This is a genomic window from Nocardioides bruguierae (assembly GCF_023554635.1).
GTDB classification, from domain to species: Bacteria; Actinomycetota; Actinomycetes; order Propionibacteriales; family Nocardioidaceae; genus Nocardioides; species Nocardioides bruguierae.
Window position 1 is genome coordinate 81929 of the sequence record NZ_JAMJPH010000026.1, and the last position, 19953, is coordinate 101881.

Genomic DNA, 19953 nt, shown 5'->3' on the forward strand with positions numbered 1-19953 from the left:
CGCTTCCTGACGAACTCCCAGGACGCCGAAAGGGCCCGATCCGCACGGATCGGGCCCTCTCTGTGTCTGTAGACCGACAAGTCATTTTGTCGACTTATCGTCTTGTTGCTTAGTCGCTGGATGGATCTGTGGACTCCTGATCGGTGTCCAGGATGCCGAGGATGCGCTGCAGGTCCTCCATCGAGGCGAACTCCACGGTGATCTTGCCCTTGTGCTTGCCGAGGTCGACCTTGACGCGGGTCTCGAACCGGTCGCTCAGCCGGTCGGCGATCTCCGTGAGGCCCGGTGCCTGCGGCTTGCGACGAGCCGTGCGGCGCGGAGCGTCCTCGTCGCCGGAGCCCAGCGCCACGATCTCCTCCAGGCCGCGCACGCTGATGCCCTCGGCGACCACGCGCTGGGCCAGCCGGTCCTGGGAGTCCGCGTCGCCCACCGCGAGCAGAGAGCGGGCGTGCCCCGCCGACAGGACGCCGGCCGCCACCCGTCGCTGCACCGCGGGGCTCAGCCGCAGCAGGCGCAGCGTGTTGCTGATCTGGGGGCGCGACCGACCGATCCGCTGCGCCAGCTCCTCGTGCGTGCAGCCGAAGTCCTCGAGCAGCTGGGCGTAGGCCGAGGCCTCCTCCAGCGGGTTGAGCTGCGAGCGGTGCAGGTTCTCCAGGAGCGCGTCCCGCAGCATGGCGGTGTCGTCGGTCTGGCGGACGATCGCCGGGATGACCTCCAGGCCCGCCTCCTGCGCGGCCCGCCACCGCCGCTCGCCCATGACGAGCTCGTACCCGTCACCCGCGTCACGGACGACGACGGGCTGGAGCAGCCCGATCTCGCGCAGGGAGTGCACCAGCTCCGCCATCGCGTCCTCGTCGAAGACCTGACGCGGTTGGTGGGCGTTCGGCCGGATGCGCTCCAGCGGGAGCTCGGCGAAGTACGCACCCTCGACCGGCGCCAGCGACGTCGTGCCCGGGGACGCGGACTCGACGGACCCCGACCGGGAGGACGAGTCCGCCGCGGTACGCCCCGATGCAGGAGAGCTGCTCACACCCGACGCGTCGGTCGCGCCGGCATCCTCCGTGGCGGGCGGCGCGGTCGGGATGAGTGATCCGAGGCCCCGACCGAGACCGCGCCGCGTGCCGGGACGCTGACCGCCGCTCATCGCTCGACCCCGCGGAAGGCGAACTCACGAGCCGCCTCCAGGTAGGAGAGCGCCCCCGGGGAGGCCGGGTCGTACGTCATGACGGTCTGCGCGTAGGAGGGTGCCTCGGAGACGCGGACGGAGCGGGGGATCGTCGTGCCGAGGACCTGGTCGCCGAAGTGTGCCCGGACCTCGTCGGCGACACCGGAGCTCAGGCGCGTGCGTGCGTCGTACATGGTGATGAGGATGGCGGAGATCCTCAGGTGCTGGTTGAGGTTCGCCCGCACCAGCTCGACGGTCTCCAGCAGCTGACCGAGCCCCTCCAGGGCGTAGTACTCCGCCTGGATGGGGATGAGCATCTCCTCGCCGGCGACCAGGGCGTTCAACGTGAGCAAGCCCAGCGACGGCGGGCAGTCGACGATGACGTAGTCGTACCGGTTCTCGCCCGCCTCCGCGCCGCCCACCCAGGGGTGCGCCTGGATCGCCTTGCGCAGACGGCTCTCGCGCGCGACGACCGACACGAGCTCGATCTCCGCGCCCGCCAGGTCGATCGTGGCCGGGCAGACCCACAGGAGGTCGTGCTCCGGGCTCTGGGTGACGACCTCCTCGAGGGGGACACCGTCCACGAGCATGTCGTACGTCGAGGGCGTGCCCCGACGGTGGTCCACGTTCAGGGCGGTGGAGGCGTTGCCCTGCGGGTCGAGGTCGATGACCAGCACCCGCTGTCCGAGCTGGGCCAGGGACGCGGCCAGGTTCACCGACGACGTGGTCTTGCCGACGCCGCCCTTCTGGTTCGCGATCACCACGACACGCGTCCCGCGAGGCCGTTCCACCGGGGGCCGCGAGCCCGCCTGCCCTCGTGCGAGCAGCGTGCTCTCCGCGGCGCGGGCGAGGGGCGTGTCCTCGTCCGCCATGGCGACGTCGTAGCCGGCCATGTCGGCTGCGGTCCTCACGCGGTAGCCGGTGGGCGTTTCACGTGAAACGTCGGCCTCCGCCGCTTGCTCGGCACCGACCTCGTCGGGCCCCTGACCGCTCTCGCCCTGTGGAAAAATCTCACTCACCTGTGGAATCTCACGCTCAGGGTGCTTCTCGCACCGGTGGATAACTCCCGAGACCGCTGCCGTGGTCACCGACCCTGACGGCCCCGCTTGCGACGACGAGACGTGTCCTGGCGGCGCTTCGCTCCTCCGACGGAGCCCCGAGGGGGCCACGTTACCGACCCGGGATCGGCCCAGGGAACTCGGCACAGCGTCGTGGGGGTGTCGAGGACCTCCTCACCCACGACCAGCACCTCCGGTCTACCCCAGCCGGCGCGCTCGAGAGCGGGGCCGGCCTCCACGATCTCGTCGTCGACCGAGGAACCCTTCATCGCCAGGACGTGCCCCTGTGGCCGCACCAGCGGCATGCACCACTCCAGCAGCGTGCTCAGCCCTGCCACAGCACGAGAGGTGACCACATCGAAGCCACCGAGGTCCACCGCACTGTCCGCACGGCCACGGTGCACCGTGACGTTGGTGAGCCCCAGCTCGTCGACGACCTCCTGCAGGAACGTCGTGCGACGGAGGAGCGGCTCGATCAGGGTCACGGAGAGATCAGGCCGCCGGATGGCCAACACCATGCCCGGCAGGCCGGCACCGGTGCCCACGTCGGCCACGTCGACGCCCTCCGCGATGGCATCGGCCACGACAGCCGAGTTCAGGAGGTGCCGCTCCCACAGACGCGGGGCCTCACGCGGACCGATCAGGCCGCGCACCACCCCGTCCGTGGCCAGCAGCTCCGCGTAACGCTCTGCCAGCGCCACTCGCTCGATGCCGAACACCCCCTGCGCCGCAGCGGGCACAGGGGGTGTTTCACGTGAAACCTCAGGGGGCTCGACGTCACTCAGGGCGGATCACCACGTACCGACGGGGCTCCACGCCCTCGGACTCCGACACCAGACCAGCGGCGGCCACGACGTCGTGCACGACCTTCCGCTCGAAGGGGCTCATGGGCTCCAGCCGCACGGCCTCGCCGGACGACTTCGCCTCCTCCACGGCCGCGGCGCCCTGCGCCTCGAGCACCTCGCGGCGACGGGCACGGTGGCCCGCAACGTCCAGCATGAGGCGGGAACGCTCACCGGTCGACCGCAGCACGGCCAGCCGCGTCAGCTCCTGCAGGGCCTCCAGCACCTCGCCGTCCTTGCCCACGAGCTGACCCAGGTCACCGCCGATGATCGACACGGCGGCGCGGTCACCCTCGACGTCCATGTCCAGGTCGCCGTCCAGGTCGGCGATGTCGAGGAGCTCCTCGAGGTAGTCAGCGGCGATCTCGCCCTCGTTCTCGAGTGCCTCGACGCGGCTCTTCTGGTCGCTCATCGGGACCCTCCGTCCTTCTTCTCGACACCGGCGTCTCCGGTGCTCTTCGCCTGGTTGCCCTGCTTGGACTGGTTGGGCTGGTTGGGCTGGCCCTTGCGGCGCTGGTCACGCGACTGACGCTTGGGCTGCTGCCGCTGGGCCGGCCGACGCTCCTCGGTGGTCTCCTCGACGGCGGCCGTGGCCGTGGCCGTGGCACCACCGTGACGGGCCGCCTTCGCCGCGTCCCGCTTCTCCTTGGCCGCGAACGCCGGAGTCCCGGGCGCGGGGTTGTTGCGGATGACGTAGAACTGCTGGCCCATCGTCCACAGGTTCGACGTGGTCCAGTACAGGAGCACGCCGATCGGGAAGGCCACGCCACCGACACCGAAGGCCACGGGCAGGATGTAGAGCAGCATCTTCTGCTGCTGGGCGTACGGCCCGCTCATGGCGTCGGCCGGCATGTTCTTGCTCATCAGCTGGCGCTGCGTGACGAACGTGGTCGCCGTCATCGCGAGCACCAGGAACAGCGCGAGCAGCATGACGCCCAGCTGGCCGCCGTCCGCGCGCCACACGCCCGCGCCCCAGAAGCTCTCGGCCAGGGGGATGCGCCCGAAGATCAGGGCCGAGCCGAAGGACTCCGCCATGTTCACGTTCAGGAACCCGTGCGGGGTGGAGTCCCGCGCCGCCTCGTTCAGCAGGTGGAACAGGGTGATGAAGATGGGCATCTGCACGAGCAGCGGCAGGCAGGCGGCGAACGGGTTGGTACCGGTGTCCCGGTACAGGTTCATCGTCTCCGCGGCCAGCTTCTCGCGGTCGTGCTTGTACTTCTCCTGCAGCGCGCGCACCTTGGGCTGCAGCAGCTGCATGTTGCGGCTCGACTTGATCTGCTTCACGAAGAGCGGGATCAGCAGCGCGCGGATCACGACCGTGAGGCCGATGATCGACAACGCCCAGGTCGAGCCACCGTCGGGGTCCATCCCGAGGGTGGTGAAGAGCTTGTGCCAACCCACCAGCACGGCCGAGATGGCGTAGTACAGCGGCGTGGCGATCAGGCTCAGCAGGTCACCGAGTGCACCCACGGGTCAGACTCCTTGCTCGTGCGGCGCGGCGTCGTCTGCGCCGCGGTACGTGGTCATGGTGCCGGACGCCTCCGCGTCCACCGGCACCGGTGGGCCGTCGACGTGCCCCGGGACGGGGTCGTAGCCGCCGGGGGCCCAGGGATGACAGCGGGCCAGCCTGCGTGCCCCCAGCCACGACCCCTTCACCGAGCCGTGCAGCTGCACGGCCTCCAGCGTGTAGGCCGAGCAGGAGGGGTAGTACCGGCACACCTGCCCGTAGATCGGGCTGATGAACAGGCGGTAGCCCCGCAGCAGGACGATCAGCACGTACTTCACGACATCACCCGATCAAGGCAACGTGCGAGGTCCGCGCCGAGTTCCGCCGACGAGGCCGACGCCGCGGCGGGCAGCGCCCGCACCACCAACGTGCAACGGCCCGGGAGCAGAGAGATCTGCTCCCGGGCCAGATGACGAAGCCGGCGCTTCACCCGGTTGCGGACGACCGCGACGCCCACCGCCTTGCTGACGACCAGGCCCACCCGGGACTCCCCGGGCAGCCCGCCGTCCTCGGCGAGGTGGACGACCATCGTCCGCGACCCCGCCCGGCGACCACGACGCACCGCCTCACGGAAGGAGGCGGAGTCGGTCAGCCGGTTCGGGGCGGCGAGCACCGGTGGGTGCCCGCGACTCAGACGGCCAGGCTCTTGCGGCCCTTGCGGCGGCGACCGTTCAGGATCGCCCGGCCGGCACGGGTCCGCATGCGGAGGCGGAAGCCGTGGACCTTGTGGCGACGACGGTTGTTCGGCTGGAAGGTGCGCTTGCTCATCGTGAGCTCCTCGTTGTTGGACGTCGGCGGCGTGGTCTCCCCACACCAGGGCCGTCACCCGACCCGATCGGCAGCGCCCCGGCCACGGCGTGCGAGAGTGCTCGCACCCCGTCCCAGGGTTCCCGGACCGCCCTTCGGCCGGCACCGCCCACCCACGCGAGGGCCCGTCTGGTGCGGACCAGCCCCGTGGACATGCGGCACCCGTCGACCTCGGGTGACCGGCCAACGGTACGCGCGGCGCGAGACCAGGGTCAAACCACGCGCGACCCCCCGCCGCACCCCTGTGGATGACGGCTTGCCCGCACCTCCACCACGGGGCTACGTTCGCCCGCATCCCCCACGGCCTGCCGGCCCCGGACCCGTCCGGGGATCTCGCAGTTCGTGGGACGTACCGCCACCGCGCACCTATCCTCTGACCTGCAACGGAGCAGCCGAGGTCGACACGCGGCGGCACTCGGGCCCCTCGCCACGAGTGCCCGGCGGGCATTTCCCACAACCTGTGGACAACGTTGTGGAACACGCATCCTCAGGAAGGCCCCACCTCACCGTGACGGACGAGCCCAGCACCTCGCTCTCGGACGCCTGGAGCGCCGTGCTCGCCGACCTGCAGCCGAACCAGCGCGCGTGGCTGACGGCCTCCGAGCCGGTGACGCTGCACGGCACCACCGCCATCGTCGCGGTGCCCAACGACTTCACCCGGCAGCAGCTCGAGGGGCGTCTGCGCGCCCAGCTCGAGGACGCGCTCTCGGTCACCTACGGCACCGAGATCCGCCTCGCCGTCACCGTCAACCCCGACCTCGACGCCGCCGAGAGTCCCGCGCCTGCGCCGGTGGCGGACCTCGCCCCCGTGGACGCCCCGCCGCCCGCACCCCGGGTCGACGCCCAGGTCACCCTGCCGCCGCCGAGCACCGGCCCGGCCGCGGCACCGCCGGCCGCCGAGAAGGACCGTGGAGCCCCCGAGACCCGGCTGAACCCGAAGTACACCTTCGAGACGTTCGTCATCGGCTCGTCCAACCGGTTCCCGCACGCCGCCGCGGTGGCGGTGGCCGAGGCACCGGGCAAGGCCTACAACCCGCTGCTGGTCTACGGCGACTCCGGGCTGGGCAAGACCCACCTCCTGCACGCCATCGGCCACTACGTGCGCTCGCTCTACACGACCGCCCGCGTGCGCTACGTGTCCAGCGAGGAGTTCACCAACGAGTTCATCAACGCGATCCGCGACGACCGGCAGGACCGGTTCAAGCGTCGGTACCGCGACGTGGACGTGCTCCTGATCGACGACATCCAGTTCCTGGAGGGCAAGACCCAGACCCAGGAGGAGTTCTTCCACACCTTCAACACGCTGCACAACGCCAACAAGCAGATCGTGCTCACCTCGGACCGGCCCCCCAAGCGCCTGGAGGCGCTGGAGGACCGCCTGCGCAACCGGTTCGAGTGGGGCCTGATCACCGACGTGCAGCCGCCGGACCTCGAGACGCGCATCGCCATCCTCCGCAAGAAGGCCGCGATGGACCGGCTCACGGCCCCGCCCGACGTGCTGGAGTTCATCGCCTCGAAGATCCAGACGAACATCCGTGAGCTCGAGGGTGCCCTCATCCGCGTCACGGCCTTCGCGAACCTCAACCGCCAGGAGGTCGACATGACCCTGGCCGAGATCGTGCTGAAGGACCTGATCCCCGACGGCGGCGAGCCCGAGATCACCGCCGGGCTGATCATCGCCCAGACCGCCGCGTACTTCGGCCTGAGCATCGACGAGCTCACCGGCCCCAGCCGGGGCCGGCACCTCGTGATGGCGCGCCAGATCGCCATGTACCTGTGCCGCGAGCTCACGGACCTGTCGCTGCCCAAGATCGGCGCCGAGTTCGGCAACCGCGACCACACGACGGTCATGTACGCCGACCGCAAGATCAACCAGCTGCTCGCGGAGCGCCGCGCGGTCTTCAACCAGGTCAGCGAGCTGACCAACCGCGTGAAGATGCAGGCCCGCCAGGCCTGAGCCCGCGACGGCGCCTCAGCCGTCCAGGTGCGCCAGGAGCCGGCCGAGGTCCGCGCGCAGCCGCTCCGCCTCGTCCCGCTCCAGGCCCATGGCCCCGGCCAGGCGGAGGGGGACGTCGGCCACCTGCTCGCGCAGCGCCCAGCCCTCCTGCGTGCAGGAGACCAGCACCCGACGCTCGTCGGCCGGGTCGCGCCGGCGCACGATCCGCCCCGCCGCCTCCAGTCGCTTCAGCAGGGGCGTGAGCGTCCCGGAGTCCAGGTGCAGGCGCGACCCGAGGGCGGAGACGGACACGGGGGAGTCGGCGTCCCACAGCGCCAGCATCGTCAGGTACTGCGGGTAGGTCAGCCCCGACGGCTCCAGCAGGTCGGCGTACGTCCTGGTCACCGCGCGCGTCGCCGCGTAGAGCGGGAAGCAGAGCTGGGCGTCGAGCGCGAGCTGCGGGTGCTGTGGAGCCACGTCCCCAGGGTAGACGCTTGACAATTAGATTGTGCGCAATACATTTGTGGACATGGAAACTGTGTACACCGCCACCGCACTCGCCACCGGCGACGGCCGCAACGGCCACGTCGCCTCCTCCGACGGCCTCGTCGACACCGACGTCCGCATCCCGAAGGAGATGGGTGGCCCCGGCGGCGCCACCAACCCCGAGCAGCTCTTCGCCGCCGGCTACGCGGCCTGCTTCCACTCGGCGCTCAAGGTGGTCGCCCGCGGCACGGGCGCGGACCTGGGGGAGACCGAGGTCGTCGCCGACGTCTCCATCGGCACGCTCGAGGGCGGCGGCTTCGGCCTCGCCGTCGGGCTCGAGGTCACCATCCCCCGCCTCGACCGCGACCAGGCCCAGCAGCTGGTCGAGCAGGCCCACCAGGTCTGCCCGTACTCCAACGCGACCCGCGGCAACATCGAGGTCACGCTCACGGTCGCCTGACCGCACAGCAGCACCCAGGGCCGGCAACGGCCCGTCTCGAGGCCCCCGACGCCGGCTCGGTGTCGGGGTCCTGTGCCGTCCGGACGCTCCCGCCGGCCGTCCTCGACCCTGTGGAGAACCGGCCCGCCGGAGATGAACTACACGGTGGTGACTTGAGGATCCCGTGGCAGAGCCCTCCACACGGACGAGGATCCCCACACGGACGCCAGGATCCCCACGACGTCCTCCACACCCCCTGTGCACCTCGATCGAGCGTGGCGACCAGGCATTACCCACGTCGTCCACAGGATCCACCGGACCTATGACCACTCTGGATCCATCACCGACTCGATTCCCGGTGCACTTCTGCACCGACCCCTTCCTGGGGACAAACCCTCTCCGCCCCCGGGGGCGACCTGCCGGAACCACCTGGCCCACCCCGACCCCTCGCTGTCGAAGGTGGCAGGTTGCTGCCACAGACGGACAGCCGCACGACCACGACCAGGATCACAAAAGTCCGTGGGATCACCCGCGGCGTGCCGGTGCGCCGACGCGCGTGGCAGGATTCGACTTCCGCGAGGCCGGCCCGCCGCCGGCCCACCACGAGGAGAGGGACGCCAACAGTGAAGTTCCGCGTCGAACGCGACGTGCTCGCCGACGCCGTCGCCTGGGCGGCACGCAGCCTGCCCGCACGGCCGAGCGTCCCCGTCCTCGCAGGTCTGCTGATCCAGGCCGGCGACTCCGGCCTCGTCCTCTCCGCCTTCGACTACGAGACCTCCGCCCGCGCGACGCTCGCGGCCGACGTCTCCGAGGACGGTCGGGCCCTGGTCAGCGGTCGTCTGCTCGCCGACATCTGCCGCAGCCTCCCCGCCAAGCCGGTGGAGATGACCCTCGAGGGCGCTCGCGTCTCCCTCACCTGCGGCAGCGCGCGGTTCAGCCTCCAGACCATGCCGGTCGAGGACTACCCGACCCTCCCGGAGATGCCCACCGCCACCGGCACCGTCGACAGCGGTCTGTTCGCCCACGCCGTCGCCCAGGCCGTCACGGCGGCCGGCAAGGACGACATGCTCCCGGTGCTCACCGGCGTGCGGCTCGAGATCGACGGCTCCAGCATCTCCCTGCTGGCCACCGACCGCTTCCGCCTCAGCCACCGCGAGCTGGGCTGGAACCCGAACACCCCCGACGCCACGGTCGCGGCCCTCGTCCCCGCCAAGGTGCTGGCCGACACGGCCAAGTCCCTGAGCGCGGGCGACGAGATCACCATCGCCCTGTCCGCCGGCAACGGCGGCGAGGGGATCATCGGCTTCGAGGGCGCGGCGGCCGGCGGCGTGCGCCGCACCACGACCCGCCTGCTGGACGGCGAGTTCCCCAAGGTCCGCAGCCTGTTCCCGAACGAGCACCTCACGGTCGCCAAGGTCGACAAGGCCTCGCTGGTCGAGTCGGTGCGCCGCGTCTCGCTGGTGGCCGAGCGCAACACCGCCGTGCAGCTCGCCTTCGTCGACGGCGTGCTCACCCTCGACGCCGGCTCCGGCGACGAGGCGCAGGCCTCCGAGTCGGTCGAGGCCGACATCGACGGCGACGAGCTGACCACCGGCTTCAACCCGCAGTACCTGCTCGACGGGCTCACCGCGATCGACGAGCCCGTCGTCGAGCTGGCGTTCACCCAGGCCTCCAAGCCCGTGGTGATCTCCGGCACGACGGACGAGGCGGAGGGGCCCGGCTTCCGGTACCTGCTCATGCCTCGCCGTCTGCTCTCCTGACGACGTGGATACCGTGGGGTCGTCGGACGGCACCCGCGGCACCCACCGGGAACCGCAGGACCGTCCCGAGCAGACCCGGCAGCAGACCCGGCAGTGACTGACAACGAGGAGCGCGTGCATGGACATCGGACTGGTCGGCCTCGGCAAGATGGGTGGCAACATGCGCACCCGGCTCCGCCAGGCGGGGCACACCGTGGTCGGTTTCGACTTCGACCCGGCCCTGCGGGACGTGGACAGCCTCGAGGCGCTCGTGGAGGCGCTGCCCAGCCCCAAGGTCGTGTGGGTGATGGTCCCGCACGGCAAGCCGACGCACGACACGGTCTCCCAGCTCGGTGAGCTGCTCTCCGAGGGCGACGTGGTCGTCGACGGCGGCAACTCCAAGTGGACCGACGACGCCCGGCACGCCGCCGAGCTCGGCGAGAAGGGCATCGGCTTCGTCGACTGCGGCGTCTCCGGCGGCGTCTGGGGCCTGGAGAACGGCTACGCCCTGATGTGCGGCGGCTCGAACGAGGACGTGGCCAAGGTCCAGCCGGCCTTCGACTCCCTCAAGCCGACCGACGGCGGCTTCGTGCACGCCGGCCGCAAGCCGGGCGCCGGCCACTTCGCCAAGATGGTCCACAACGGCATCGAGTACGCGATGATGCAGTCCTACGCCGAGGGCTGGGAGCTGCTCGAGGCGGTCGACCTCGTCGAGGACGTGCCGGCCACGTTCGACTCCTGGCGCAGCGGCACCGTCATCCGCTCCTGGCTCCTGGACCTGCTCACCAACGCGCTCCAGGACGACGAGCACCTCGAGGCGCTGCGCGGCTACGCCGACGACTCCGGCGAGGGCCGGTGGACGGTCGAGGCCGCCATCGACAACGCCGTCCCGATGAACGTCATCGCCGCCTCGCTCTTCGCCCGGTTCACCTCCCGCCAGGAGGACAGCCCGGCGATGAAGGCGATCGCCGCCATGCGCAACCAGTTCGGCGGCCACGCCGTCCACTCCGGCGCGAAGGGCTGAGGGAGCCCCGCTCCCCCGGCCCCACCACCGGCACTCCCGCCCCGCTCCCCGAGCCCCGCACCCCGGTCGCCATGCACGTCTCCCACCTGACCCTGCACCAGTTCCGCTCCTACGAGCAGGTGGACGTCGCGCTGGAGGCCGGGGTCACGGCGTTCGTGGGGCGCAACGGCCAGGGCAAGACGAACCTGGTCGAGGCGATCGACTACCTCTCGCGGCTCTCCTCCCACCGGGTCGCCGGCGACGCCCCGCTGATCCGCGCGGGCGCCGACCGCGCCCTGGTCCGGGCCGCGGTCGTCCGGGACGGGCGGACCGCCGTGCTCGAGGTGCAGCTCAACCCCGGCAAGTCCAACCTCGCGAAGGTCAACCGGTCCGCCCTCCCCCGTGCCCGCGACCTCGTCGGCCTGGTCCGCACGGTCGTCTTCTCCCCCGAGGACCTGGCGCTGGTCAAGGGCGACCCCGGCGAGCGCCGCCGGTTCCTCGACGACCTGCTGGTGCTGCGGGCACCGCGGCTGGCTGGCGTCCGCAGCGACTACGACCGGGTGCTCAAGCAGCGCTCCTCCCTGCTCAAGACCGCCGGCGCTGCCCGTCGCGGGTCGTCCTCCTCCGAGGGGGCGCTGGCGACCCTCTCGGTGTGGGACTCCCACCTGGCCCGCACCGGCGCCGAGCTGCTGGCCGGGCGGCTGCGCCTGGTCGAGGAGCTCTCCCCCTACGTCGGCCGCGCCTACGAGTCCGTGGCGCGTGGCGCGGGCCGCGACGACGCCCGGATCGAGTACCGCCCCTCCTTCGAGCTGCCGCCGGCCCACGACCAGGAGACGCTGGAGAAGACGATCCTCGTGGAGCTCGAGGCGCGCCGCCGCGACGAGCTGGAGCGCGGCGTCTGCCTCGTCGGCCCGCACCGCGACGACCTGCTGCTCACCATCGGCTCGGACGACGGCCCGCGACTGCCCGTCAAGGGCTACGCCAGCCACGGGGAGTCGTGGTCGTTCGCGCTCGCGCTGCGCCTGGCCTCCTTCGACCTCCTGCGGGACGACGGCGACGACCCGATCCTCGTGCTCGACGACGTCTTCGCCGAGCTGGACGCCGGCCGGCGCACCCAGCTGGCCGAGCTGGTGGCCGGCGCCGAGCAGGTGCTGGTGACGGCCGCCGTGGCCGAGGACGTGCCCCCGGCGCTCGCGGGTGCGCGCTTCGCGGTCGCCGGCGGCGAGGTCTCCCGTGTCGAGTGAGTCGCCCCGTCCCGAGGGGGACGGGGAGGACACGGGTGCCACGGACGGTGGGCCGCAGGAGGTGGCGTCGGACGCCGCCGAGCTCCCCGAGCCGCGCACCGGCCCCGAGGAGGAGCCGCACGACGACGCTGGGCTGGACCTGGCCCGCCGCATCGCGCGCGCCACGGCCGCCGGGGGGCTGCCGCCGGACAAGCGGTCACGCCGGCGTCGTCCTCGTGGTGACGCCCCGAGGAAGGCGCGGGGGGACGACCGGGACCCGCAGCTGCTCGAGGGCTCCCTCTCCCGGCTGGTGGCCGACCACGGGTGGGCGCTGGACCTGCGGGTGCACGGCGTCTTCGCTCGCTGGCCGGACCTGGTGGGCGAGGAGATCGCCGGCCACTGCACGCCGGAGTCCTTCACCGAGGGACGCCTGCTGGTGCGCACCGACTCCACCGCCTGGGCCACCCAGCTGAAGCTGCTCGCCCCCCGGGTGCTGGCGCGGCTCAACGAGGAGCTCGGGCCCGGCACCGTGACGTTCCTGGACGTGCAGGGCCCCCACGCCCCGTCCTGGACGAAGGGGCCCCGCCGGGTCAAGGGACGCGGCCCGCGCGACACCTACGGCTGAGCGGATCGCGGGATGGACCGCGGGCCGTGCCCGGTGGACGGCAAGTGGCCCTCTCTGCCGATCTGCGGGCCTCGCGTCCGTATCCGGGGCCGTTCCCACCCCCGTTCGGCGCTCTGAGCGGCCGTTCCGGGGCGATGAGAGGGGTCCGACGGACGATTCATCCCCCGTGGCGGCGAGGGGGACGTGGCTCAGAGGCGCTCAGCCGCTAGACTGAGCCCGGGTCACGACTGCGTGACCCTTCGTCTTGCGTCAGGCCCGACACCCCCCGGTCGGCGCCGACCCCCGGGAAGAGGTAGCAGTGACCGAGCAGGCCGGAAACCCCGCCACCGACGGTGACGGGAACGTCCCCGAGATCACCACCGACATCGCCACCGGCATCCCCGCCGGCGCCGACCCCGAGGTCGCCTACGACGCGTCGGCGATCACCGTGCTGGAGGGCCTCGAGGCGGTCCGCAAGCGCCCCGGCATGTACATCGGCTCCACCGGTGAGCGCGGCCTGCACCACCTCATCTGGGAGATCGTCGACAACGCGGTGGACGAGGCCCTGGCCGGCCACTGCGACCGCATCGTCATCACCCTCACCGAGGACGGCGCGATCCGCGTCGAGGACAACGGCCGCGGCATCCCGACCGACACCGCCCCCGGCCAGGAGCTGCCGGCGCTGACGCTGGCGCTGACCGTCCTGCACGCCGGCGGCAAGTTCGGCGGCGGCGGCTACAAGGTCTCCGGCGGTCTGCACGGCGTGGGCGTCTCCGTCGTCAACGCGCTCTCGAGCCGGGTCGTGGCCGAGGTCAAGAACCGAGGCCACCTGTGGCGCCAGACCTTCACGCTGGGCGACCCCGACGGGCCGCTGCAGGAGGTGCGCCCCATGGAGGACGGCGAGGCCACCGGCACCACCGTCAGCTTCTGGGCCTCCCCCGACATCTTCGAGACCACCACCTACAACCTCGAGACGATCACCTCGCGCATCCGTGAGATGGCCTTCCTCAACAAGGGCCTGGAGATCGTCGTCCGCGACGAGCGCCCCGAGGGCGTGGCCGTCGCCGAGGTCGTCGAGGGCGAGCCCGTGGAGGAGGCGGTGGAGACCGACGCCCCCGTCCGCGGCGAGGGCGGCGCGCTCGAGCAGGTCTTCAAGTTCGACCGCGGCCTGGTCGACTACGTCGAGCACCTGAACAAGCGCAAGACGATCGCCACGCCGTCGGTGATCTCCTTCGAGGCCGAGACCCCGGCCTCGGTGGAGAACCACATGAGCGTCGAGATCGCGATGCAGTGGAACACCTCGTTCGCCGAGTCGGTCCACACCTTCGCCAACACGATCAACACCCACGAGGGCGGCACCCACGAGGAGGGCTTCCGTGCGGCCCTCACCTCGCTGGTCAACAGCAAGGGCGAGGACTGGGGCCTGATCAAGAAGAAGGAGGACCGGGTGTCGGGCGACGACATCCGCGAGGGCCTCACCGCGATCATCTCCGTGAAGATGGCCGAGCCGCAGTTCGAGGGCCAGACCAAGACCAAGCTCGGCAACACCGAGGCCAAGGGCTTCACCCAGCGCGTCGTCCACGACGAGTTCGGTGCGTGGATGGAGGCCAACCCTCAGGAGGGCAAGGACATCGTCCGCAAGGCCCAGGCCGCCGCGATGGCGCGCATCGCCGCCCGCAAGGCGCGCGACCTGGCCCGCTCCCGCAAGGGCTTCGGCACCGGCGGCTCCCTGCCGGGCAAGCTCGCCGACTGCCAGTCGCGCAACCCCGCCGAGTGTGAGGTCTTCATCGTCGAGGGTGACTCCGCCGGCGGTTCGGCCAAGTCGGGCCGCGACCCGCGCATCCAGGCGATCCTCCCGATCCGCGGCAAGATCCTGAACGTCGAGAAGGCGCGGCTGGACAAGGTCCTGGGCAACCAGGAGGTCCAGGCGATCATCTCGGCGCTGGGCACGGGCATCCAGGAGGAGTTCGACCTGGAGAAGCTGCGCTACCACAAGGTCGTCCTCATGGCGGACGCCGACGTGGACGGCCACCACATCAACACGCTGCTGCTCACCCTGCTGTTCCGCTTCATGCGGCCGCTGATCAAGGAGGGCTACGTCTACATGGCGCAGCCCCCGCTGTACCGCCTGCGCTGGAGCAAGCCGGCCGAGCACGAGTTCGTCTACTCCGACGCCGAGCGCGACGCGCTGCTGCGCGCCGGTGCCGAGGCGGGCAAGAAGCTGCCCAAGGAGAACCCGGTGCAGCGCTACAAGGGTCTGGGCGAGATGAACGCCGACGAGCTGTGGGAGACCACGATGGACCCGGACAACCGGCTCCTGCTCCAGGTCACCCTCGACGACGCCGCCCACGCGGACGAGATCTTCTCGATCCTCATGGGCGAGGACGTCGACCAGCGGCGCTCCTTCATCCAGCGCAACGCCAAGGACGTCCGATTCCTGGATATCTAGGTCTCTAACCCCAGTCCTAGATACCGGTAGAACGAACCAGAGAGATCGAGACACGTGACTGAGACCCCCACCGACGGCATCACCCCCACCCCGGGGCCCGGCGGGCGCATCGAGCGCGTCGAGCTGCAGACGTCCATGCAGCGCTCCTACATCGACTACGCGATGGCGGTCATCGTCGGCCGCGCGCTGCCCGACGTGCGTGACGGCCTCAAGCCGGTGCACCGCCGCGTCCTCTACGCGATGTTCGACGGCGGCTACCGCCCGACCGCCGGCTTCTCCAAGTGCTCCCGCGTCGTCGGCGACGTCATGGGTCAGTACCACCCCCACGGCGACTCGGCGATCTACGACACCCTCGTGCGCCTGGCCCAGCCGTGGGTGATGCGCGCGCCGCTGATCAACGGCCAGGGCAACTTCGGCTCGCCGGGCAACGACCCGGCCGCCGCCATGCGGTACACCGAGTGCCGGATGGCGCCGCTGGCGCTGGAGATGGTCCGCGACATCGAGCAGGACACCGTCGAGTTCGGCCCGAACTACGACGGCCGCTCCTCCGAGCCGCTGGTCCTCCCCTCTCGCTTCCCGAACCTGCTGGTCAACGGCTCCGCGGGCATCGCGGTCGGCATGGCGACCAACATCCCGCCGCACAACCTGCGCGAGGTCGCCTCCGGTGCCATCTGGGCGCTGGAGAACCCCGAGGCGACCCGGGAGGAGCTCCAGGCGGCGCTGCTGGAGCGGATCAAGGGCCCCGACTTCCCCAACGCGGCGCTCATCGTGGGCCGGCAGGGCATCGAGCAGACCTACAAGACCGGGCGCGGCTCGATCACCCAGCGCGCCGTGGTCGAGGTCGACGAGGACAGCAAGGGCCGCACCTCGCTGGTCATCACCGAGCTGCCGTACATGGTCAACCCCGACAACCTGGCCGAGAAGATCGCCGACCTGGCGCTCTCGGGCAAGGTCCAGGGCATCGCCGACGTCCGCGACGACACCTCCTCGCGCACCGGCCAGCGCCTCGTGGTCGTCCTCAAGCGCGACGCCGTGGCCCGCGTGGTGCTGAACAACCTGTTCAAGCACACCGAGCTCCAGACCAACTTCAGCGCCAACATGCTGGCGCTGGTCGACGGGGTGCCGCGCACCCTGACCATCGACCAGTTCATCTCGCACTGGGTCGAGCACCAGGTCGACGTCATCCAGCGGCGCACCCGCTTCCGCCTGAACAAGGCCGAGGAGGACGCGCACATCCAGCGCGGCCTGGTCAAGGCGCTGGACGCGCTCGACGAGGTCATCGCCCTCATCCGCCGCTCCCCCGACGTCGCCGAGGCCCGCACCGGGCTGATCCAGCTGCTGGAGATCGACGAGATCCAGGCGGACGCCATCCTCGCGATGCAGCTGCGCCGCCTGGCCGCCCTGGAGCGTCAGAAGATCATCGACGAGCTGGCCCGGCTCGAGGAGATCATCGCGGACCTGCGCGACATCCTCGCCAACCCGACGCGTCAGCGCACGATCATCGCCGACGAGCTCACCGAGATCACCGACAAGTTCGGGGACGACCGGCGCACGCAGATCGTGGCCGCGGCCGAGGGCGACATCTCGATGGAGGACCTGATCCCCGACGAGGAGGTCGTCGTCTCCATCACCCGCGGTGGCTACGCCAAGCGCACCCAGCGGCACGCCTACCGCGTGCAGAAGCGCGGCGGCAAGGGCGTGCGCGGGGCGACCCTGCGGGGCGACGACGTCGTCGAGCACTTCATCGCCACCACGAACCACCACTGGCTGCTGTTCTTCACCACCGCCGGTCGTGTCTACCGCACCAAGGTCTACAACCTGCCCGAGGCGGCCAGGGACGCGAAGGGCGGCCACGTCGCCGGCCTGCTCTCGTTCCAGCCGGACGAGCAGATCGCCCAGGTGCTGGCCATCCGCGACTACGAGCAGGCGCCGTTCCTGGTGCTCGCCACCCGCGCGGGCCTGGTGAAGAAGACCCGCCTGGGCGACTACAACTCTCCTCGTCAGGCCGGCGTCATCGCGATCAACTTCCGCGAGGACGACGACGCCCTGATCGGCGCGGAGCTCGCCTCGGGCGAGGACGACATCCTGCTCGTCTCCCGCCACGGCCAGGCGATCCGGTTCCGGGCCGAGGACAGCCAGCTCCGCCCGATGGGCCGCGCCACCTCCGGCGTCACGGGCATGAAGTTCCGCGACGACGACTCGCTGCTCTCCCTGTCGGTCATCCGTGCCGCGCAGGTGGCGGCCGAGGAGGCCGCCGGCCTGGCGGAGACCACCGAGGACTCCGCCGACGTGGAGGTCAGCTCCGAGGCCGTGGAGGAGGTGAAGGCGCAGTTCGTCTTCACCATCACCGACGGCGGCTTCGCCAAGCGCAGCCGCATCTCGGAGTACCGCCTGCAGTCCCGCGGCGGCCTGGGCATCAAGGCGATGGCCCTGACGAACGCCGACCGCGGTGGCCTCGTCGGCGCGTTCATCGTGGAGGACGGCGACGAGATCATGTCGATCACGGCCACCGGCCAGGTCGTCCGCTCCCCCATCGACGCGGCCTTCCGCGCCACCGGCCGCTCCACGCAGGGCGTGAAGTTCGTCAACCTCAAGCGCAACGACTCCGTGGCCGTCGTGGCCCGCTCGGTCGAGGCGAAGGAGGAGCCCGCCGAGGACGAGGTGGAGGGTGCCCCCGAAGGGGTGGACCCGGCCACGGACTCGGGTGCCACGGCAGAGGGTGCAACAATCGCAGAGGGTGAGGCGTCGCAGCAGGTGAGCGGCGACGAGCCCGCGACCGACACGGCCCCCGCGGCCACCGACGAGCACGACGAGGATGACGACTGATGACGGAGCGTCCCACCCAGGAGCGAACCGCCCCCGCCGAGCAGACGGCGGCGTTCGGCAACGGGCTGACCTCGTCCCGCCCGGCGGAGAAGCCGCAGAAGGCGCCCGCGCCGGCCAAGGACACCGTGAGCGTCGCCCCGTCGCGTCGCGCCCGCCTGCGCCTGACCCGCGTGGACCCGTGGTCGGTGATGAAGACCGCGTTCCTGCTCTCCATCGCCGCCGGCATCGTCACCGTGGTGGCCGTGCTGATGGTGTGGAGCGTGCTCGGCGGCGCCGGCGTGTGGGACTCGATCAACCAGACCGTCGCGGACGTCGTCGGTGAGGACTCGATGGGCGGCTTCGACATCGAGGCCTACCTCGGCACCTCCCGCGTCGTCGGCTTCACGATGGTGATCGCCGCGATCGACGTCGTGCTGCTCACGGCCATCGCGACCCTCGGCGCGTTCCTCTACAACATGGCGGCCGCGCTGCTCGGCGGCATCGAGATCACCCTCGCCGAGGACCGCTGAGCCGCACCCCCCCACCCGCACGTCGATCTCGGGTGCCGCCGCGTTTTGTGGCGTCAGCGGCACCTCGGGTATCGTCCACTCTCGGTTCAGGGCACGACATCGTGCCTGATCCGGGCGGTCGTGAGAGCGACCGACGGGCCTATAGCTCAGACGGTTAGAGCGCTTCCCTGATAAGGAAGAGGTCACAGGTTCAAGTCCTGTTAGGCCCACCCAGCACCACCATCTCTGGCCCGCGACGCTCGGCAGGAGCAGCCATGAAGAAGATCCTCCTCGTGGCCCTGGCCGCTGCCGCGGCCGTCGTCGCGAAGAAGCAGCTCGACCGCACCAAGGCCGAGCAGGCGCTCTGGGCCGAGGCCACGGACGACGTCACGTCCCACTGACCCACGCGGTCAGTCCAGCACTTTCCCACCGCGGCCCCGGCCGCACGGGGCCTTGGCGCAATTGGTAGCGCACCTGCTTTGCAAGCAGGGGGTTAGGGGTTCGAGTCCCCTAGGCTCCACCAGCTCCCTCACCGATCGGCCGGCAGGGCTGATCAACCGAGCGCCAGCGCCACCGGCGCGGCGAGCGCCGAGAACCGGGCGATCCGCCCGACGAGCACGAGGGCTCCGAACTCCCAGCGCGGCTGCGCCGTGGCACCGGCCGCGACGCTGACCACCATGAGGGGTGGCAGGCCGACCGTGGCCGCGGTCAGCACCAGCGGAGCGCGCGTGGCGCGGTGACCGAGGTGGGCCGCCACGTGGGTGGCCCACCGCGAGGACGGTCGCCGGCGGTGCCGGGCCAGGAGCGCCGAGCCGCGCCGGGCCGCCTCGAAGAGCCCGACCTTGGCCAGGGTCTGCCCCACGGCGAGCGCCAGCACCAGCCCGGTGGTCACCGACGCGCCGTGCCGGCCGGCGGCGACCGCGAACAGCTCGGCGTTGGCGACGGGCACGAACGCCGAGAGGGCACCGAAGCCCAGCGCTCCCAGCAGCGTCAGCACAGCGGTGCCGCGGCGGTCGCGAGGATGGTCATGCCCGGGAGATCGGCACCGCCGCGCAAGCGTTGACGTCCCTCACGAGAACTTTACCGAGACGCACCGGCGTGTCGCGGCGTGTCGTGGTGGCACGCGGGCGCGGCTGGTCTAGCGTTCTTGCAACGGCTGCGGCCGGCCTGGGGAAGGGCCGTCCGTGGCCGTTTCCACGTCCGGACGCGGTGCGCCCGCCTCGTCCGCCTGTCCCCGGCGGACGGCGCGGGCCGCGTGAGGACGAGGAGCAGGGACGGTCGCCGGCCACCGCCGTGTCGTGGTGGCACGCAGGACGGCGGTGCGCGGAGGCCCGTGGCCCCCCTCCGGCGGGGCGGGGCGCACCCCCGGCCGGGGGGGGCG

Annotated in this window: 20 protein-coding genes and 2 tRNA genes; 12 read left to right on the plus strand and 10 right to left on the minus strand. The window is 71.3% G+C overall.

The window, feature by feature from the left end; all coding sequences use genetic code 11:
* Window positions 1-109 precede the first annotated feature (109 nt).
* The 8 genes from M8316_RS15020 to rpmH form a co-directional block, all read right to left on the minus strand.
* A complete protein-coding gene (locus M8316_RS15020; RefSeq protein WP_272495303.1) occupies window positions 110-1144 on the minus strand; it encodes a ParB/RepB/Spo0J family partition protein in 1035 nt (344 codons plus the stop codon).
* The gene (locus M8316_RS15025) at window positions 1141-2076 is read right to left on the minus strand and encodes a ParA family protein (RefSeq protein ID WP_250055872.1); all 936 of its coding nucleotides are present in this window, start codon (window positions 2074-2076) and stop codon (window positions 1141-1143) included. The genes M8316_RS15020 and M8316_RS15025 overlap by 4 nt, the downstream gene beginning before the upstream one ends.
* 173 nt (window positions 2077-2249) lie before the next feature.
* Window positions 2250-2963: a 16S rRNA (guanine(527)-N(7))-methyltransferase RsmG gene (gene rsmG, locus M8316_RS15030; protein WP_250055874.1), complete on the minus strand. Its 714-nt coding sequence runs from the start codon at window positions 2961-2963 to the stop codon at window positions 2250-2252.
* A 37-nt stretch (window positions 2964-3000) separates the two neighbouring features.
* Window positions 3001-3477 carry a Jag family protein gene (locus M8316_RS15035; protein ID WP_250055876.1) on the minus strand — a complete coding sequence of 159 codons (477 nt, stop codon included), beginning with the start codon at window positions 3475-3477 and terminating at the stop codon, window positions 3001-3003.
* Window positions 3474-4535, minus strand: coding sequence for a membrane protein insertase YidC (gene yidC, locus M8316_RS15040; protein WP_250055878.1), 1062 nt, complete (start codon window positions 4533-4535; stop codon window positions 3474-3476). The genes M8316_RS15035 and yidC overlap by 4 nt, the downstream gene beginning before the upstream one ends.
* A 3-nt stretch (window positions 4536-4538) precedes the next feature.
* Window positions 4539-4850 (minus strand): membrane protein insertion efficiency factor YidD, encoded by a 312-nt coding sequence (gene yidD, locus M8316_RS15045; protein WP_250055880.1) that lies wholly within the window; start codon window positions 4848-4850, stop codon window positions 4539-4541.
* Window positions 4847-5185 (minus strand): ribonuclease P protein component, encoded by a 339-nt coding sequence (rnpA, locus tag M8316_RS15050; RefSeq protein WP_250055882.1) that lies wholly within the window; start codon window positions 5183-5185, stop codon window positions 4847-4849. Before rnpA ends, yidD begins: the two co-directional genes overlap by 4 nt.
* 17 nt (window positions 5186-5202) lie before the next feature.
* Window positions 5203-5340, minus strand: a complete 138-nt coding sequence (rpmH, locus tag M8316_RS15055; RefSeq protein WP_250055884.1) for a 50S ribosomal protein L34 — start codon at window positions 5338-5340, stop codon at window positions 5203-5205.
* Between the two features lie 511 nt (window positions 5341-5851).
* Between rpmH and dnaA the strand changes: the two genes are divergently transcribed.
* The gene (dnaA, locus tag M8316_RS15060; protein WP_372490599.1) at window positions 5852-7336 is read left to right on the plus strand and encodes a chromosomal replication initiator protein DnaA; all 1485 of its coding nucleotides are present in this window, start codon (window positions 5852-5854) and stop codon (window positions 7334-7336) included.
* 15 nt (window positions 7337-7351) lie between these two features.
* On the opposite strand, the gene M8316_RS15065 is transcribed toward dnaA, so the two are convergent.
* The gene (locus M8316_RS15065; protein WP_308196033.1) at window positions 7352-7792 is read right to left on the minus strand and encodes a MarR family winged helix-turn-helix transcriptional regulator; all 441 of its coding nucleotides are present in this window, start codon (window positions 7790-7792) and stop codon (window positions 7352-7354) included.
* A 52-nt stretch (window positions 7793-7844) separates the two neighbouring features.
* Between M8316_RS15065 and M8316_RS15070 the strand changes: the two genes are divergently transcribed.
* From M8316_RS15070 to M8316_RS15120, 11 genes are all read left to right on the plus strand, one after another.
* Complete coding sequence (locus tag M8316_RS15070; protein WP_250055890.1) at window positions 7845-8261, plus strand: organic hydroperoxide resistance protein; 417 nt, start codon at window positions 7845-7847, stop codon at window positions 8259-8261.
* A 602-nt stretch (window positions 8262-8863) separates the two neighbouring features.
* A complete protein-coding gene (gene dnaN, locus M8316_RS15075) occupies window positions 8864-10000 on the plus strand; it encodes a DNA polymerase III subunit beta (protein ID WP_250055892.1) in 1137 nt (378 codons plus the stop codon).
* Between the two features lie 118 nt (window positions 10001-10118).
* On the plus strand, window positions 10119-11003 hold the full coding sequence (gnd, locus tag M8316_RS15080; RefSeq protein WP_250055893.1) for a phosphogluconate dehydrogenase (NAD(+)-dependent, decarboxylating): 885 nt from the start codon (window positions 10119-10121) through the stop codon (window positions 11001-11003).
* Window positions 11004-11074: 71 nt separating this feature from the next.
* Window positions 11075-12226: a DNA replication/repair protein RecF gene (recF, locus tag M8316_RS15085; RefSeq protein ID WP_250055894.1), complete on the plus strand. Its 1152-nt coding sequence runs from the start codon at window positions 11075-11077 to the stop codon at window positions 12224-12226.
* A gap of 61 nt (window positions 12227-12287) precedes the next feature.
* Window positions 12288-12830: a DciA family protein gene (locus tag M8316_RS15090; protein ID WP_372490602.1), complete on the plus strand. Its 543-nt coding sequence runs from the start codon at window positions 12288-12290 to the stop codon at window positions 12828-12830.
* Between the two features lie 298 nt (window positions 12831-13128).
* Window positions 13129-15258, plus strand: a complete 2130-nt coding sequence (gyrB, locus tag M8316_RS15095) for a DNA topoisomerase (ATP-hydrolyzing) subunit B (protein ID WP_372490600.1) — start codon at window positions 13129-13131, stop codon at window positions 15256-15258.
* A gap of 135 nt (window positions 15259-15393) precedes the next feature.
* Window positions 15394-18084: a DNA gyrase subunit A gene (gene gyrA, locus M8316_RS15100; RefSeq protein WP_250055905.1), complete on the plus strand. Its 2691-nt coding sequence runs from the start codon at window positions 15394-15396 to the stop codon at window positions 18082-18084.
* The gene (locus M8316_RS15105; RefSeq protein ID WP_250055896.1) at window positions 18084-18593 is read left to right on the plus strand and encodes a DUF3566 domain-containing protein; all 510 of its coding nucleotides are present in this window, start codon (window positions 18084-18086) and stop codon (window positions 18591-18593) included. Before gyrA ends, M8316_RS15105 begins: the two co-directional genes overlap by 1 nt.
* Window positions 18594-18728: 135 nt before the next feature.
* Window positions 18729-18802, plus strand: a tRNA-Ile gene (locus tag M8316_RS15110).
* Between the two features lie 45 nt (window positions 18803-18847).
* The gene (locus M8316_RS15115; RefSeq protein ID WP_250055897.1) at window positions 18848-18973 is read left to right on the plus strand and encodes a DLW-39 family protein; all 126 of its coding nucleotides are present in this window, start codon (window positions 18848-18850) and stop codon (window positions 18971-18973) included.
* Window positions 18974-19019: 46 nt separating this feature from the next.
* A tRNA-Ala gene (locus M8316_RS15120) sits at window positions 19020-19095 on the plus strand.
* 30 nt (window positions 19096-19125) lie between these two features.
* Here the strand turns inward: M8316_RS15120 and M8316_RS15125 are convergent.
* Complete coding sequence (locus M8316_RS15125) at window positions 19126-19569, minus strand: hypothetical protein (protein WP_250055898.1); 444 nt, start codon at window positions 19567-19569, stop codon at window positions 19126-19128.
* Between the last annotated feature and the right edge of the window lie 384 nt (window positions 19570-19953).

Excerpts from the sequence above, each read along its gene's own strand:
- rpmH (WP_250055884.1), bottom strand. The coding sequence starts at position 5,340 with ATGAGCAAGCGCACCTTCCAGCCGAACAACCGTCGTCGCCACAAGGTC.
- M8316_RS15035 (WP_250055876.1), bottom strand. The coding sequence starts at position 3,477 with ATGAGCGACCAGAAGAGCCGCGTCGAGGCACTCGAGAACGAGGGCGAG.
- M8316_RS15105 (WP_250055896.1), top strand. The coding sequence starts at position 18,084 with ATGACGGAGCGTCCCACCCAGGAGCGAACCGCCCCCGCCGAGCAGACG.
- M8316_RS15070 (WP_250055890.1), top strand. The coding sequence starts at position 7,845 with ATGGAAACTGTGTACACCGCCACCGCACTCGCCACCGGCGACGGCCGC.
- gyrA (WP_250055905.1), top strand. The coding sequence starts at position 15,394 with ATGCAGCGCTCCTACATCGACTACGCGATGGCGGTCATCGTCGGCCGC.
- M8316_RS15115 (WP_250055897.1), top strand. The coding sequence starts at position 18,848 with ATGAAGAAGATCCTCCTCGTGGCCCTGGCCGCTGCCGCGGCCGTCGTC.
- M8316_RS15020 (WP_272495303.1), bottom strand. The coding sequence starts at position 1,144 with ATGAGCGGCGGTCAGCGTCCCGGCACGCGGCGCGGTCTCGGTCGGGGC.
- gnd (WP_250055893.1), top strand. The coding sequence starts at position 10,119 with ATGGACATCGGACTGGTCGGCCTCGGCAAGATGGGTGGCAACATGCGC.
- recF (WP_250055894.1), top strand. The coding sequence starts at position 11,075 with ATGCACGTCTCCCACCTGACCCTGCACCAGTTCCGCTCCTACGAGCAG.